Genomic DNA, 15,582 nt, shown 5'->3' on the forward strand with positions numbered 1-15,582 from the left:
TTCGGAGGCCGGCGTCGCATGTGGAGACTCGCCGGGTGGCTGCGGCCGGCCAACGACCTCCGGTCCTGGTTGGTACAGAACAACATCGGCTATGTCGTCGCGGTGCCCCGCAGCCAACCACTGCCCGCTGGCGGCTTCGCTTCCGCACGACGCACCTGGTTCGTCCGGACAAGCCCGGGCCGAACGGCCGTTGACAGTGCGATGATCATCGGCGATAGTGCCTCACGCAAGGCCGATGATCTCGTGCGGGAGAGCACCCACACCAACCCAGTGTGGGTCACCGAAGGAGCAACTCCTCTCCGACAAACTCTCAGGTCCCCGTACCGCACGGGCCAGGCGACTCTGGAAAGCAGGCGCTCGCCGCCTCACCGAAGGTGCAAGTCCCCGACCGGGGGCGAAGCTCTCAGGTACCGATGACAGAGGGGGAGGCCGGCCAACGCGTTGCAGTGTCGCGGCGCGGAGGAGGTCTCCGCGTGCGCCCTAGCCGAAGGGTGCCAGATGTCACGAAGATTCCTGTCCCTGACTGCCGCGGCCGTGCTGGCCGTGGGCCTCGCCGGGGTGCCGGCGCAGGCGAAACCGGCTGACGTGGTCAGCGTCGTGCGGGTGGCCGCACCGACGAAAGCATTGCAGGCCAAGCTGATCGGCCTGGACCTTGATCTGATGGACGCCGAGGGCACCTCGGTCAACATCATGCTGCACGGTGCCCGCGACGAGGCCAAGTTGCGGGGCGCCGGGTTCGCCCCGCAGGTTCTGGTCGCCGATGTGGCCGCCCGCGACCGTGCGGCCCGGCAGGCCGAGGAGACGCGGGCCCGGTCGCTCGCCGCGTCGCCGTTGCCCACCGGACGCGTGTCCTACCGGACGCTGAGTGAGACCAACACCGAGCTGGTCCGCCTGGCCAGGACGTATCCGGACCGGGTCAAGCGGTTCGCACTGCCGAACCGGTCGCTGCTCGACCAGACCGTGTGGGGCCTGGAGATCACCCACGGTGTGCACGCCGACGACGGCAAGCCGGTGTTCCTGATGACCGGCCTGCACCACTCCCGCGAGTGGCCGACGGTCGAACTGACCATGGAGTTCGTCTGGGACCTGCTCAAGAACGACCGCGCCGACCCGCGGATCACCTCGCTGCTGGACCGGGCCCGGCTGATCGTCGTGCCGATCGTCAACCCGGACGGGTTCGACATGTCCCGCAGCCTGATCCAGGAGCAGAAACGCAAGAACTGCCGGGTGACCGACGGGCAACGGCCGACCTGGGTGGAGTGCGCCGACCCGGCGAACTTCGACAAGGGCGTGGACCTCAACCGCAACTACGGCGCGTTCTGGGGCGGGCCCGGCGCGGGCGCGAGCGGTCTCGCCAGCAACTACCGTGGCCAGGCGCCGTTCTCCGAGCCGGAGATCCGCAACATCCGCGAGCTGATCAGTTCCAAGCAGGTGACGGTCGCGATCAGCAACCACACGCCGGATGCCCGTGTACTGCGCGTACCCAGTGCGCCCAACGAGCCCCGTCCAGCCGACGAGGGCCCGTACGACGCGCTCGCCCAGGCGCTGGGCGCGGACATGAAGTGGCCCGCCGGTCCGTGGCCGGACATCTACTACGCGGCCAGCGGCACGACCGAGCAGACCGCGTACTACTCGGCCGGGACGTTCGCGTTCACGTTCGAGCACACCCCGGGCGGCCGTGGGTTCCACCCGCCCTACCCGTTCGTGATCGACCAGTACTTCGGCACCGGCGCCTACCCGGGTTCCAGTGCCCGGGCGGCGTTCCTGACCGCGTTCGAGGCGGCGGCCGACCCGGCCAGGCACTCGGTCATCACCGGCAAGGCGCCGCGCGGCGCGAAGCTGACCGTGCAGAAGAACTTCACGTTGGACACCTCGCCGGTGACCAACCCGGACGGCAGCACCGGCCTGATCACGCCCTTCCCGTACGGGTTGCGGTCCACCTTGAGCGTGGACCGGGACGGGAGGTTCGACTGGCACGTCAACCCGTCGCTGCGGCCCAGCCAGTACCTGCAGAAGCACCTGAACGAGTCGTGGACGCTGACGTGTCAACGGCCCGGCGGGCGGACGACGCAGGTGCAGGTCACGGTGGCGCGTGGCGCGGTCGCCGAGGTGGATCTGAGCCGCTGCGGGCGGCGGTAACGCGAATCGGGACAACAGAAAGTGGTGCGCCGGGCCCTGGTTCGGCCCGGCGCACGTCCTCAACGTCTGTCGGCTGTGTCCTTTTCCCGCAGGCTCACCCGGCGACTGGCCGCGAGATGCTGAGCCAGCAACCCGTCCAGCCGCTCGCTCGCGAGCATGTCCGATCTGGCAGCCGTCAGGCTTGCCCCAACGACAGAACCTTGTGCCGGTTATGGATGACTGCTCGTCCGAGGGCGACACTGTCAGGTGTGGCTTGCGGGCCCAGGGGCTGGCGTGACCCCGGTGGCGGCGCTTGTGATCTGCCAGAGCTCGTTCGCGAGCCGGCGGTCCTTGGCGGCCGACGAGCGGCGTGCCGGACTGGCTGGGCCGCGGATCTCGAACGGTCCGGTCGGGCCCAGGTAGTCGCCGCCATCGACCGGTCCCGTGGCTGCCATGAGCTGGGATGCGATACCGGTGGTGACCGGTTGCGAGAGGTATCGGTCCGGGAGCACGAGAAGACGGGACCACCACGTGCTTCCGCGGGCCAGGGCGTTGGGCAGCAGCTGTGATGTCGTCAGTCCCGGGTGAGCCGCGATCGACAACACCGGGTCGGCGGCGGTGCGCAGCCGCCGGTCGAGCTCCGCGGTGAACAGGAGGTTCGCGAGCTTGGAGGCGCCGTAGGCGCGCGTTGGCGAGTAGCGCCTGCGCTCCCAATGCAGGTCGGCGAGGTCGAGTCCGCCGGTGCGGTGACCGAGGCTGGACGTCGTCACGACCCGGGCTGGATGCCCGCGGTCTCCGGCGGCCCGCAACGCGGGCATCAGCAGCCAGGTCAGCGCGGCCGGACCGAGGTGGTTGGTCCCGATCTGCAGCTCGAACCCGTCCCGGGTCCTGCTGTGCGGTCCCAGCGACACCGCGGCGTTGTTGATCAGCACGTCGATCCGGTCCCCGGTGCGGTCCCGGATCTCCGCGGCGGCGGCCCGTACCGAGCAGAGGTCGGCCAGGTCGAGCAGGACGGGTTCGGCCGACCCGGCGCCGTCGATCCCGGCTCGCACCTGGTCGACGGCCGCCGCACCACGCTCGGCGTCGCGAACGGTCATCAGGACCCGGGCACCGGCCGCCGCCAACGCAGCGGAGAGGGCGAGGCCGAGGCCGGAGGTCGTCCCGGTGACGACGATGGTGCGGCCCGCCAGGTCGGGCAGGAGTTCGTGCGGAGATGGCATGGATCGATCTCTCCTGACTCAGTCGACGGGCAATTCGGATGACATTGTCAACTAGAATGGCCGGTGTGACACGCATCGAGACCGCCGAGGCCACGCGGCAGGCTCTTGTCCGCGCCGCTTCCGAACTGCTCGACCAGGGCGGCCCTGACGCCGTGACCCTGCGTGCGGTCGGCGCCCGGGCCGGAGTCTCACGAGGTGCGCCCTACGGGCACTTCACGAACAAGGAACACCTGCTGACCCAGCTCGCCATCAACGCGTGGAGTTCCCTCGCGGACGACGTCGAGCACCTTCGGGAGAACCTTGAGTCCACTTCGGACATACGGCTGGAGCGGGCCCTTCTGGCGTTGATCGACGTCGCCCGTCGGCAGCCGCACCGGTACGCGCTGATGTTCAGCGTTCCGGCTGACACACCAGCCGCCGTGCAGGCCGCGGGCCGTCTCGAAGGCGTGTTCCTAACCTTGGTCGCGGACATGGTCGGCGAATCCGACGCGCCTCGGTACGGCGCGCTGCTGATGTCGAGCGCACACGGCATCGCGGGGATGGAACTCAGCGGCCATCTGGCGAAGGACACGTGGCAGGTGAGCGTGGAGCAACTCGTGCACATGCTGATCGACGCGATCCGACATGGGTCTCCGTAGAACGCCTGGACAACCCATGAGTGCGTTCCGCTACTCGGCGACGAGAGCACCGAGCGCGGGCCACGGCGGACCCTGGCGGAGCAAGGACAGAATGTCCCGGCCGTGCCGATACCCATCCGGGAACTCATCGCGGATGTCCCAACGCCAGGCGGCGACCACCGCGAGCACGAGCCGACGGCACTCCGCGAGCAGAACCTGGTCGACGCCCGGATAACGCGCGCTGACCTGCTCCGGCACATGGGCCACATCGAACTCTATGGGGCCACGGCAGCACGTCTCCAAGTCGATGAACAGCAAGCCGTCACGGGTGTTGAGGAGGTTGCCGGGATGCGGTTCGCCGTGCAGCAACTGCTCGGCAGCCCCGCGGCTGCGGATCCGTGCACGGGCGCTTCGCAGCGTGCTGAGCAGGAGATGCCGGTCGGCCTCAGTGAGCGCGGGAGTTCGGTCCCGGTGCGCGACTAACCGTTCAGCCTCCGCGGCTCGGTCCAGGAAATGCGGGGTTGCGATCTCGACACTGCGCATACCAGCGTGCAGGCGTCGGAGTGCATCCGCGTACGTGCGTGGGAAGTCCGGATCAGGAAGCACGACCTCGTAGTACGTCCAGTAGGTCACGGCGAAGCCGTCGCGTTCGTAGACCCGCGGTTCAACGCGGGGCTCCAGCGCTGCGACGGGGCTCGCGGCCTCAGCGAGTCGCAGAGCGACCTCGACCTCCAGCGCGGCCACCTCTCGCCCCACCAGCGCTACTCGGGCGAAAACGCCACACGGCAACAGATGCAGGGCGAGCATGTTCGAATTGCGAATCACGACCGCGTCATCGACCCGCAGACGCAACTCTCGGGCCAGTGCTGTCGCCGCGGCCACCGCACGCGAAACGATCTCCGTCTCCACGACGTGGATCGTCGCACGCGCTCGCTCATTGGCAGAAAGGGGATGTTCAGGCAGCGGGCAGGAGACGACGACGCAGATCCTGTTCCACCGGCAGTGGCCAGAACAGCGTCCACCACCACACGAACGGCTCGACACCGTGGGTCCGGTCACGCGTGGTCAACGACCTGCCCGCTGCGTTCCGCGCGCGGTCACGCCACGAGAATGTGCGCCGCGCGAAGCGCACGGCACCGCGACTGCCTCACAGGTCTACCTCTGCCGGTTCGCAAAACCGGTCGCACTACGCCGCACAGCCGCATCGCCAATGGGTAAACAAACGCACGGTTACGTGGGCGAGATTGGAACTTACCCGCCCTACCGCGCCGGGTTCAGGATCGGTGTGTGACCGGCAGCTCCAATGACCTCCAGCCGCCGTACTCGCCCCACTGGCGGCCGTTCCCGTCCCGTCGGCTCACGGACAGTCCAGCTTCGCCTCTGCCGATCGCGCCTTGCGCGAACGGGGCAGCCCGGCACGCCTGCGTTCAGCAGGTCCTTGCCCAGCGCTGAACCAAACACACTGTTGCCCAGGGGAAAGGGAATCAGATGACGAGTCGATCGCCGCGAAGACGCGGAAGACGACGCAGAGTGGCGGCCGCGGTCGCCGGAGTGCTCCTGCTGCCGTTCGGAGCACATGCGGCTGGACCTCCGATGGTGATGTCGGGCCCGAACTACGGTCTTGTCGCACAGACGCCCGCCGGACCTATCACCGAGGCGAACGGTTCGTTCGACGCGAACACGGTCAAGAACGTCAACCGCGTGGCGTCCCCCGCGCCCTCCACCACGTCACCGGACATCGTTGACGCGTACACACTCCAGCTCAACACCAACCCGTTCCCGACCACGTTGTGCGCGGGCAAGCCCAACTGCGAGGGCTGGCTGCAGTTCGTGTTCGCCAACAACGGAACCAGCGGTGAGATCTACATCAAGTACTGGCTGCGGTCGTACGGCGCGCCGTGCCCACCGGGCTGGCTGGCCAGGCAGATCGACTGCTACAAGAAGAGCGGGGCGAAACCCACACCCAACATGCCGCTCAACACCGGCACGATGTCGAAGTACAGGTTGACCGGCAAGGTGAGCGGCCCCGAGGACTGGATCAAGTTCGAGGTTGCCGGGGCCTACGAGATCTCCTCACCGGTCACGCGTGAACTCGTCATCGGGACGAACTGGCAACGAGCCGAGTTCAACGTGTTCGGCCTCGCCGACGAATCCACGGCCAACTTCAACGACTACGCGGAGTTCCACACCCGGGTGGAGATCGTGTACGGCGGCCAGCGCAGGCCGCTGTGCAAGTCGTTCGCCTACTCCAATGAAGCCAACAACCTCTCCTTCGTCGCACCGCCACCACCGCGGACCGGGACGAATCCAGCGGTCGTGTTCAACCAGAAGAAGCTTCCCCCGAACGAGATCCCCATCCTCGATCCGTGTGCCGCGGCCGAGACCATCGGCGACACCCACGAACGCACGTTCGCCGGGACGGGGTACGACTTCCAGGCCGCGGGCGACTTCGTCGAAGCTCAACTCGACAACACGTTCGAGGTGCAGACACGCAAGATGTCCGGCGCCCCGAACTGGCCGGACACGTCCATCAACCGGTCGGTGGCGACCAGGATGGGCACCACGCGGGTGGCACTGTGCGACGGGGCGAACCTGATGGTGGACGGACGCCTGACCAGCCTGCCCTCCGGTGGGTCCGTGTCACTGCCGACCGGGGTGGAGATCCGCCGCGCCGGAAGCCAGTACCGCATCACGGACAAAGCCGGTCACAGCGTGTACATCGTCTCGAACGTCACCCACACCGACCTGGTGATCGGTCTCGGGATCTGGCCGGCGCCGGTTCGCGGCCTGCTCGGCAATCCCGGCGGTGACCCCCGGCTGCTCGAATCCAGTGACGGCAAGGTGTTCGAGGTCCCGATGTCGTTCAGCGACCTCTACAACAGGTTCGGCAACAGCTGGCGAGTCGCCCCCGCCGACTCCCTGCTGCAGCAGTGCGCCCGGGTCGCCGACGGGATCCCGTCAGGGCTGTTCTACGCCGAAGACCTCCCTCCTTCGCTTCGCGTGCAGTCGGAGAACACCTGCCGCCAGGCCGGGATCCTGAGGCCCATCTGGCTGAAGGCGTGCACGCTGGACGTCGCCGTGCTCGGCACGCGGGCCACAGCCGTCTACAAAGACCGGCAACCGGACGTCGTCGACGGCAACCCGCGACGGTGCTCACCGGTCGGTTGCAGCGGTGGTGGACGTGGCGTCCGCTGAGTAGAGGGGTTTGACCGTACCTCGACGCAACACTCCGGATGGCACCGCGGCCACGCCGTGGTGCCATCCGGTTCGCTGGTGTGTCAGCGAATGGTGACCTGGTACTCGACGCCACCGACGTCCGTCAGCGCCGCCGGTGCCGACTGGCCGTTCTCCAGCGGGGCGAACTGGTTGACACGGATCACGTGGGCGCCCTTGCGTGGTGCCGTTGTCGTGCTGAACACCAGCTTCACTTCCGGGCGGGTCCGGGGAGCGAGCCGGATGCCGTAGAACTTCGCCTGCCGGAAGTCGCTGATCTCGAAGCTGTAGGTGCCGACCTGCTTGACGCCGGTTGCCCGGCCGCCGCCCTCACGCCAGCGGCTGTGGACGGTCGGGCCGAGGTCGACCACCAGCTTGCCGCCCGAGGCGAGGAAGCCGTTGCGGGTGTCGGTGAACGCCAGGTCGGTCGCGATCTGCACCGAGCCGGGGTTGCCGATCGCGTACGGCCGCACCTCGGGCTTTCCGGCGAACAGGTCGACCGAGTCCACGTTGCGCCAGGCGAGGTTGTTGTTGCGCTGGGTGTTGAGCACGGTGTTGACGCCCTCCGGGAAGGACATCGGGTCGTTGGCCGACTCCCAGCGGGCGAGCAGGCAGAAGTGGCCGGGGCCGGGCACGCCGTTCCACGGGATCATCACCGTGGTGACACCCGACGCGGCGACCGAGACGTTGAAGGCCGCGCCGATGCTCGTCCAGTCGCTGATCCAGCCGGTGCCGCCGCCCGGGGTAGAGCGGAAGACCTCCAGGTTGCCGGTGTCGGCGCCCGAACCGTACGGGCCGGGGCTGTTGAGCTTGACGAAGATGTAGTTGGTCTGACCGACCTCGGGGTTGACGCTGGTGGCGCATTCGGTGGCGGTGGGGCAGACCTTGATGTCGGGGCTGGTCCACACCGCGTTGCCGTGCGGCTCGACGCCTGCGTCGCCGACGTAGTCGCGGATGTAGACGTCGGTGTCGGCGAGGATGCCGGACTCCGCCGCGCTGGCCGACGCGCTGACCAGCGGGGCCACCAGAGCCGCAACCGCGGCGACCATCAGGCCGGTCAACCGGCCCGGCCGTGTGCTCGGGAACATGGTTCTTCCTTCCAGGTCAAGGGTCTGGTGCTACAGCGGCAGGCCGGTGACGCCCTGGATCCAGGGGCGGAAGTGCGGCACGTCCATGTAGATCGACGGGGCGACCGCGCACACGGAGCCGCCGCCGGACCGGCTGGTGGCGCCGATCAGCTGCCAGGCGCCGCCGGCGGTCTTGACCTGGGGGCCGCCGGAGTCGCCGTAGCAGGCGCCCGCGACACCGCCCGGGTTGCTGGTGCAGATCTCCTGCGCGTTGTTGATACCGGCGCAGCCGCTGTCGGCGACGATCGAGGTGTTCAGCTGCTGCAACTGGATCGGCGCCCCGCAGCCGCCGGGCGACGGGCAGGTCTGGCCCCAGCCCATGATCCGGGTCGGGGTGCCGACGGCGCCGGACGACGCGGCGATGACGATCGGCGGGTACAGCGCGTTGACCGTGGTCAGACCAATCACGGCGATGTCGTGGGAGGGGTGCGTGGTGATCGAGGTGACGCCGACCACTTGCCCGCCCGTGGTGCGGTTGTTGCTGCCGACGCGGGCCTGGACGCTGCCAGGCGACTTGCCCGCGACGCAGTGCCGCGCGGTGATCGCCCAGTTGGCGTGCACCACGGAGGCGCCGCAGAAGTGGCTGCCGCTGAGGCTCTGCAGCGACACCGCGAACGAATAGGCCGGCGCCGGGGAGCCGCCGACGATGTCGGGCTGGTAGAGGACGCCCTTCCCGTCCGGTGGTGCCGAGGTGGCAAGGGCAGGGGCTGTGGAGGCGAGCACGACTGCGATGGCCGCGCTGAGGACAGCGGCCAACGAACGCAACATCATTGTTGCCATTCCTTTCAGGGCTCCGGTCGCGAAGGCAGGGACGGACCGCGACGGGAAACTAACGCCGTGGTCTCGGCAAATACAAGAGCACGACCGGCTGTTACGTCCTTCGGCAGCATTCACCACCGGCTCATGGACGCAAATTGCGTATCACATCGGCCCCGTACCACTGGTCCGAAAGGAACTCCATTCAAAGACGACGTTTCGGAAACGCCGATTTTCACGACCGGTCCGGTGATTGATTTTCCGGCTCCCCGACTGATCGGCATGACCGATCGGACAGATGATCATAAGGCAGTTTTCATTCTCACAGAACGCTGTGTTCGAATTCGAGGAGAACTACGCCAGCACGACGTTATGCCCATGTTCGCCATTGCCGCGCCTCACCTGCCTGCCTAGCCGACCTGGGCGACGACGGCGACGCGACGAGCCCCAGAGCAAATACGTTGAGCGCGACAGGTCGAGTCGGGTAGGAACGTGGTGTGCTCCGTGGTGACAAGATCGGGTTGCGGGCCCGACACGAAACCGATGTCCCCGTCCTGCACTCCGAGCTCTACGACGACGTCGCGACCCGGTCCGAAGCCGACTCCCGTCCATGGCGCCCTATCGCACCCGGCTCCACCGCGTCCCCGTTCACGGTTCCCGACCCGGCCGACGACGCTGCGTGCTTCTCCGTGGTGCAACTCGCGGATGACGAACTTGCCGGCGAGGCGCTGTTGTGGGGCATCGACCCGCACAACAGGGCAGCCCACCTCGGGCTCTCGCTGCGGCCGGCCTTCCGTGGCCGTGGGCTGGGCGCCGACGTCGTCCGGGTGTTGTGCCACTACGGCATCGTGGTTCGCGGCCTGCACCGACTGCAGATCGAGACCCTGGCGGACAACACGGCGATGATCCGGGCAGCCACCCAGGCGGGGTTCGTGCCCGAAGGCACCCTGCGCCGCGCGGCATGGGTGAATGGGGCCTTCGCCGATGAGGTCGTTCTCGGGTTGCTCGCCACCGAGTGGAACGTCGACTGACCGCAACCACCTGTCGCCACCGGACCGGACGACGTGCCAATCGTACCCAGCTCAGCGCGGCCAATGGAATGCAGACACCAACCATTACCGGAAATGTCCCCGGCCGACCCCCTTTCACAAGGCCTCAGTGGGACTGTTTGGTGATCTGCAGGGTCCGTGGCACGAGCAGGAACGCCACGACGGCGGCGGCCAGCATGGTCAGGGAGCCGACGAGCCCGGTGAAGGTGAGCGAGTCGACGAAGGCCGCCGTCGCATGGGCCGCCAGGTCGCTCGAACCGTTCTGCGTGGCGATTCCGAGCGCACCGCCGAGGGATTCCCGGGCAGCCTCGGCCTGACCGGGGTCCATGCCGGTCAGGGCGCCGTCGAGTTCGGAGGCGTACGCCGACGCGGCGACGCTGCCGAGGATGGCGACACCGAGCACACTGCCGAGCTCGTACGAGGTTTCCTCCAACGCGGCGGCGTTGCCCGCTTTCTCCTGCGGCGTGTCGGACATGATGATCGCCGAGCCGACGGCAAGGGCGCTGCCACCTCCGCCGAGCAGGACCAGGGCGACCGCGATCCAGGAATAGCCGAGCGGGCTGGGCGCCAGGTAGATGACCAGGAAACCCAGTGCCGCGATGGCCAGCCCGCCGCTGAGGACGTTGCGTGCACCGATCCGGCCCGCCAGCGCCGGCGCAAGCGGTGAGGCGATCCCCATCGCGACCGCGGCCGGGAGCAGCGCGAGGCCCGCCTGCAGCGGCGAGCGGCCGTCCACGAACTGGAGCCACTGGGCGACCAGCAGCATCAGTGCTCCCAAGGCGAACATCGACGCGAGCGCGGCGACGATCCCGGCCGTGAACGGCGGACGGCGGAACAACTTCAGGTCCAGCATGGGATCCGGACGGCGCAAGCAGCGGCGGACGAACCACCCGAGGAACACGACCGCCGCGGTGAACGCGGCCCATGAGACGGCGTCGCCGAATCCCTTGTCGGCGAAGTGTTTGATCGACCAGACAAGCGCGACCATGCCCACAATGGACGCGACCGTCCCGGCAGTGTCCCACCGAGGCGGCGTGGGCGTGCGGTATTCGGGCAGCAGGAACAGCCCGGCGACCAGCGCGAGGACCATCAGCGGCACGTTGACCAGGAACGCCGACTGCCAGGAGACGTGCTCCAGCAGCAACCCGCCGACAACCGGGCCGACCGCCATACCGACCGCCGACACGGACGCCCACACGCCCAGAGCGGTGGCGCGTTCCTTCGGGTCGGTGAACACCACGCGCAACATCGACAACGTGGTCGGCATGATCATCGCACCGGCAGCACCGAGCAACGCCCGGACCGCGATCACACCGCCTGGCGTGTCGACCAGCAGGATGGCCAGCGACGCCGTGCCGAAAGCCAGGTATCCGGCCAGCAACACGCGTTTGCGGCCGAACCGGTCGGCCAGCGCGCTGACCGGCACGAGCAGACCGGCGATGATCAGCGAGTAGACGTCCACGATCCACAGCTGCTGGGCGGCCGTGGGGGCGAGGTCCTCGGTGATGCGGGGCAGGGCGACGTTCAGGATCGTCATGTCCATGGCGATCACGAGCAGGCTCGCGGACAGGACCGCCAACGCGGCCCAGCGTCGCCCGGCGCTCGTCTGACTCGGACGCGTGTTGTACGTGGTGCTCATTTCTTCTCCTCGCCTGCCGCGGGCAGGCGCATCAAGGCGGTGATGGCGTTGGTCAGCGTGGGACGGTCCAGCGGTTCGTCGTGGAGCAGCGCGTGGATGCCGACGCCGTCCATGAAGGCGGCGAGCAGCCGCGCGTTGCTCGGAGTGGTCCAGGTCGACAGCAGCTCGACGACGTTGTCCGACCAGCGCCTTTCCAGATGACGCAGCTCCGGTCGCTGCAGCGCCGCACCTTGCAGTGCGGCGTCGGCGCGCAACTGGTCGGTGTCGTTGAGGTAGTCGTACAGGAGCGAGGCGAGTACCTCCGGGTCGCCGTCGGCTTCGAGGGTCTGGCGCCGCATCTCGGCGACCGCCTCATCCAGCCCGTCGGCGAGCAGGCCGAGACCGGCAGCGCGCAGCTCGTCCAGGTCGGCGAAGTAGTAGGTGGTCGAGCCCAACGGGACGCCCGCGCGTTCGGCGACGCGACGATGGGTGAAGTCACCGCCCTCGACCAACAGGGCAGCCGCCGCCTGGGTGATCTCCCGGCGGCGTGCCCCCGGATCGCGCCGGTTGCGGGTAGCGGACATCGCGTTCTCCCATACTTGTACCGATGTACACGTACAAGCGTACATGTACATCCGTACACATTCTGGGAGATGTGCGCCACTTCGCGGACCGAGGCGCGATCTCTGCGGTGAGACAGCGCTCTGTACCGTGCACGAGGTGTTCCGTGTCCTCGCCCCGAACGAGTGGTCGCCTTGACGGCTCCCTCCGAAGCGGATCTGACCGACGCCCTCACCGAAGCGGTTCGCGCGGCCGTCACGGACCTGTACCGCGACCACCCCGGCCACACCTTCTGCTTCGTCACCCTGACCACGCCCGGCGAGGCGTTCGGTCCGGCCCTCTCCGCCTGGTCACACGAGGCGCTGGCGCACCGTCCGGACGCAGGCGACGTCCGCTACTCCTACGCCGACTCACCGTTCTCGATCGTGGGTGAGGTGCATCTGGCGCCGGTCAGGGAACTGTTCGCCGCCCGGCCGGAGGTGTTCGACATCGCCGCCGACGCCGCATCCGAGGCGGAGTTCGAACTGCGGCTACGAGCGATCGAAGCGGCGCTGGGCAGGCTGGACGCCGAGGGACTGTTCGGCACCGGCGAGGTTCGCGCGAATGTGCTGGTGCTGGCTGAGGTCATCCCCGGCGACCCCGGAAACATCGACCGGGCCCGGCGGCTCAACCCGCCAGGACCCGCACTGGACGCCTGGCTGGCCTCCTGGACCGACGACGAGAACTGACACCGAACGGCGTGGCGCCGAGCCGCTGGACCATCGTGCGCTACGGGGCATGGCTCCCAGAGGATCCGGGACGGCGAACCCAGCCGTCGAAGTCCAGAGGCCGCGGCACAGCCCCCAGCGCGACCCGTGCGGCATCGGGCGCACGCAACTCCAGCCGGAACCGGGTGCACAGCAGATAAGCCAGCAGCACCAACTGAACGCTCCCCAGCCCGGCACCGATGCACGCGGTAGGCGCCCACCCGAACGGCACGTAGTAAGGCCCACCAGGCGGACGGCGGTCCGCCCCAGCCGCCCACCGGTTCGGGTCGAACGTGTCCGGATCGGACCAATGCCGCTCGTCGTGGTTGACCAGATAAGGGCTGACCAGGTAATGCTGGCCCACTGTGAGCCGGTTGGCGCGGACCGTCAGGGGAACCCGAGCGCTGCGGGTCATCAGCAGCGGCGCCGACCACATCCGCAGAACCTCTTTCACGAACTGGTGCGCGATCGGCGCGGACCTGGTGCCAGTCCGGTACAGCTGCTCGACGGAACCGGCCGCGAACTCCTCCATCAGGGTGGCTGCCCACTCGGGGCGTGTGGCCAGCTCGTACATCAGGCAACTGGCAGCCGCGCCCGGCGGCCCGGCGATCGCGGTCAGGACCGTCGTCACCGCCTCCAGCGCCCGGTCCGGGCCGAGCGACGGCAGCAACCGGTCCACAATGGGCTGCGTGAGGTCGACGCGGGTGTACCCGCCACGAGCCCGGCGACAAATCTCTCTGCGCACAACCCGACCGGTGTGCAACTGGGCGACAACGGCCTGCCACTTCTGCCATCGGGTCTGGCCACCAGGGCCCGCGTCCAGCCGGGTCAGCTTCGCGATCGCGTCACGGCCGAGCCACGTCAGCTCAGAAGTGGACAGTCCGTCGATCACCGCGGGGACCAAGGCGCGGAACATCACCTCGTGTGACAGCCACACGAAATCCACGTGCTGATCGCGGCGGTTGTCCAGTATCCGCGCCATGCGGCCGGCCAGTGCGCGCAGCTGGTTCTCCCCGCTGAGCACCCGCATCTGGGACAGCCACAGCGAACGCACCTGCCGCCACGACACGGCCGGGCTGCGGCGGCCGCGGATCTGGTCGACAAACCGGTCCGGCAGCGTCAGATCGGCGAAGTTCTCGGCGTTGGCCTGGCTCGCCGCGTCGGCGTCGAACACCATCAGCCGGCCGTCGCCGTGCCAGAACACCCCGTCGTGCTCGGCATTGGGTGCACGCAGGTTCGCCAGCAGGTCCGGGTCATCGCGACCGGTCATCGTGCGTCTCCCCAAAGGTGGGGAGCGTGTGGCCACGCTCCCCACCGGCACCGATCAGATGTGGTGGTACACGTACCAGCGGTACTTGGCATCACTCTTGCGGATGTTGAGTGCCACCAGTGCGGCGTGGATGATCTTGGCCATGTTCACCTCCCTCCACCCGTGCGGGAACCGTTCGTGCACAGGGTGAAGTCCGGTGGTGCGAGCGCGGCTGCGATGTGCGGGCGGTGATGGTGGGCGTCGACCCGCCACAGCTCGGCTGGCGGCAGAAGCCGCAGGACGTCCTCGACCACCTGGACCGCCAAGCCCGCCGCGACGCAGGTGTGGGTGCCCCAGCCGAACGGGATGAACGCCTCCGCGCCACCCCGCGGCATACCGGCCGACCACCGCGCTGGGCGGAACTTGCCGGGGTCGGGCCAGAAGCGGTCGTCCCGGTGCACGAGATAGCCGCACACCACCACTTCGTCCGACGTCGTGACCTCGGTTCCCACCAGGCGGTGGGGTTCGACCGGGAAACGGCCGAAGTTCCAGGCCACCGGCCAGAGCCGCAACGCCTCACGCACCACACCGGCCAGGTCACCACCGGCTTCGGGTTCGGTGCCCAGCAGATACACCGACCAGCCCAACAGAAAACCCGTCGAACCCGTGACCGCGAACAGGAAGGACAGGTACACCTCCGCCAGCCGCACCAGGTCCTCGCCCGGCGCGCCGGCGGCGAGAACGTCCAGCAAGTCGGCCGGCACCCGCACCCCTCGGGTGCGCCGCCGCGACAGCTCGGCAACTAGCGCACGGCGGACCCTGCCCCGCAACACGGCCCGCGACAGCACCGACCGCCGGTCTCGCGCACCAGCAAGCACCGCGTACCGGACCACTTGGTCGAGGAGCGGGCTCAGCGCACCCCTCGGCACCAGCACGTCACGAAAACACTTGTACAGAAACAGGTTTCCCGCGTCCGGCCACCGGCTCTCCGGCCCGATCCCCCGCTCGACGGCCGCCGCCAACCGGTCAGACCGGGCAATCCAGTGATCGCGCAACAGGTTCCGCGCCGCACGACCGATTTCCTGCTGCGCCGAGCGCGGCCCGAGGATGCCCTTGCTGGTCTGGAAAAAGTCGGAATGCTCCCGGTACCGCGACCCGGTGTTGGCGAGAACCGCTTTCGCCTCAGCTGGTTCGCTCACGTAGAACACGCCCGGCCGACGCTGGAAGATCGACCCGTGCCGGGCACGAAGATCGTCGAGCGTCTCCAGTTCGTCCACTTCTTCGCCCCGCCTGACCGGTTTTCAAGGA

At 68.4% G+C, this 15,582-nt stretch carries 14 protein-coding genes and 2 riboswitches; of the genes, 5 read left to right on the forward strand and 9 right to left on the reverse strand.

Going from position 1 to position 15,582, the window contains the following annotated elements; all coding sequences use genetic code 11:
* Positions 1 to 236 precede the first annotated feature (236 nt).
* Positions 237 to 336, forward strand: a riboswitch (glycine riboswitch).
* Positions 337 to 430, forward strand: a riboswitch (glycine riboswitch).
* A 68-nt stretch (positions 431 to 498) separates the two neighbouring features.
* Positions 499 to 2,139 (forward strand): M14 family zinc carboxypeptidase, encoded by a 1,641-nt coding sequence (locus AOZ06_RS29480; RefSeq protein WP_054292379.1) that lies wholly within the window; start codon positions 499 to 501, stop codon positions 2,137 to 2,139.
* A 242-nt stretch (positions 2,140 to 2,381) separates the two neighbouring features.
* On the opposite strand, the gene AOZ06_RS29485 is transcribed toward AOZ06_RS29480, so the two are convergent.
* Entirely contained in the window at positions 2,382 to 3,338 is a 957-nt protein-coding gene (locus tag AOZ06_RS29485; protein ID WP_054292380.1) for an SDR family NAD(P)-dependent oxidoreductase, read from the reverse strand.
* 65 nt (positions 3,339 to 3,403) lie between these two features.
* Between AOZ06_RS29485 and AOZ06_RS29490 the strand changes: the two genes are divergently transcribed.
* Positions 3,404 to 3,976 (forward strand): TetR/AcrR family transcriptional regulator, encoded by a 573-nt coding sequence (locus tag AOZ06_RS29490; RefSeq protein WP_054297008.1) that lies wholly within the window; start codon positions 3,404 to 3,406, stop codon positions 3,974 to 3,976.
* A gap of 30 nt (positions 3,977 to 4,006) precedes the next feature.
* Here AOZ06_RS29490 and AOZ06_RS29495 read toward each other — a convergent pair whose 3' ends face one another.
* Complete coding sequence (locus AOZ06_RS29495) at positions 4,007 to 4,864, reverse strand: phosphotransferase family protein (RefSeq protein ID WP_054292381.1); 858 nt, start codon at positions 4,862 to 4,864, stop codon at positions 4,007 to 4,009.
* A 684-nt stretch (positions 4,865 to 5,548) separates the two neighbouring features.
* Here AOZ06_RS29495 and AOZ06_RS29500 point away from each other — a divergent pair.
* On the forward strand, positions 5,549 to 7,150 hold the full coding sequence (locus AOZ06_RS29500; protein WP_157233326.1) for a hypothetical protein: 1,602 nt from the start codon (positions 5,549 to 5,551) through the stop codon (positions 7,148 to 7,150).
* Positions 7,151 to 7,233: 83 nt separating this feature from the next.
* On the opposite strand, the gene AOZ06_RS29505 is transcribed toward AOZ06_RS29500, so the two are convergent.
* Positions 7,234 to 8,256, reverse strand: coding sequence for a hypothetical protein (locus tag AOZ06_RS29505; RefSeq protein WP_054292383.1), 1,023 nt, complete (start codon positions 8,254 to 8,256; stop codon positions 7,234 to 7,236).
* Between the two features lie 30 nt (positions 8,257 to 8,286).
* Positions 8,287 to 9,066: a S1 family peptidase gene (locus tag AOZ06_RS29510; RefSeq protein ID WP_054292384.1), complete on the reverse strand. Its 780-nt coding sequence runs from the start codon at positions 9,064 to 9,066 to the stop codon at positions 8,287 to 8,289.
* 482 nt (positions 9,067 to 9,548) lie between these two features.
* Here AOZ06_RS29510 and AOZ06_RS29515 point away from each other — a divergent pair, with 482 nt between their 5' ends.
* Complete coding sequence (locus AOZ06_RS29515) at positions 9,549 to 10,082, forward strand: GNAT family N-acetyltransferase (protein WP_054292385.1); 534 nt, start codon at positions 9,549 to 9,551, stop codon at positions 10,080 to 10,082.
* A 124-nt stretch (positions 10,083 to 10,206) separates the two neighbouring features.
* Here the strand turns inward: AOZ06_RS29515 and AOZ06_RS29520 are convergent, their stop codons facing one another.
* Complete coding sequence (locus AOZ06_RS29520; protein ID WP_054292386.1) at positions 10,207 to 11,739, reverse strand: MFS transporter; 1,533 nt, start codon at positions 11,737 to 11,739, stop codon at positions 10,207 to 10,209.
* Positions 11,736 to 12,302, reverse strand: a complete 567-nt coding sequence (locus tag AOZ06_RS29525; protein WP_063810128.1) for a TetR/AcrR family transcriptional regulator — start codon at positions 12,300 to 12,302, stop codon at positions 11,736 to 11,738. The genes AOZ06_RS29520 and AOZ06_RS29525 overlap by 4 nt, the downstream gene beginning before the upstream one ends.
* A 171-nt stretch (positions 12,303 to 12,473) precedes the next feature.
* Between AOZ06_RS29525 and AOZ06_RS29530 the strand changes: the two genes are divergently transcribed.
* Positions 12,474 to 13,007, forward strand: coding sequence for a DUF4303 domain-containing protein (locus tag AOZ06_RS29530; RefSeq protein ID WP_054297010.1), 534 nt, complete (start codon positions 12,474 to 12,476; stop codon positions 13,005 to 13,007).
* A gap of 40 nt (positions 13,008 to 13,047) precedes the next feature.
* On the opposite strand, the gene AOZ06_RS29535 is transcribed toward AOZ06_RS29530, so the two are convergent.
* Genes AOZ06_RS29535 through AOZ06_RS29540 form a run of 3 tightly spaced genes read right to left on the reverse strand, consistent with a single transcriptional unit; the run spans position 13,048 to position 15,551 of the window.
* A complete protein-coding gene (locus tag AOZ06_RS29535; RefSeq protein ID WP_054292387.1) occupies positions 13,048 to 14,295 on the reverse strand; it encodes a cytochrome P450 in 1,248 nt (415 codons plus the stop codon).
* Between the two features lie 54 nt (positions 14,296 to 14,349).
* Entirely contained in the window at positions 14,350 to 14,439 is a 90-nt protein-coding gene (locus AOZ06_RS62500) for a hyalucidin A family RiPP precursor (protein WP_459178537.1), read from the reverse strand.
* A gap of 2 nt (positions 14,440 to 14,441) precedes the next feature.
* Positions 14,442 to 15,551 carry a cytochrome P450 gene (locus AOZ06_RS29540; protein ID WP_157233327.1) on the reverse strand — a complete coding sequence of 370 codons (1,110 nt, stop codon included), beginning with the start codon at positions 15,549 to 15,551 and terminating at the stop codon, positions 14,442 to 14,444.
* Positions 15,552 to 15,582: the final 31 nt, after the last annotated feature.

This window comes from Kibdelosporangium phytohabitans (genome assembly GCF_001302585.1).
Classification (GTDB): Bacteria; Actinomycetota; Actinomycetes; order Mycobacteriales; family Pseudonocardiaceae; genus Kibdelosporangium; species Kibdelosporangium phytohabitans.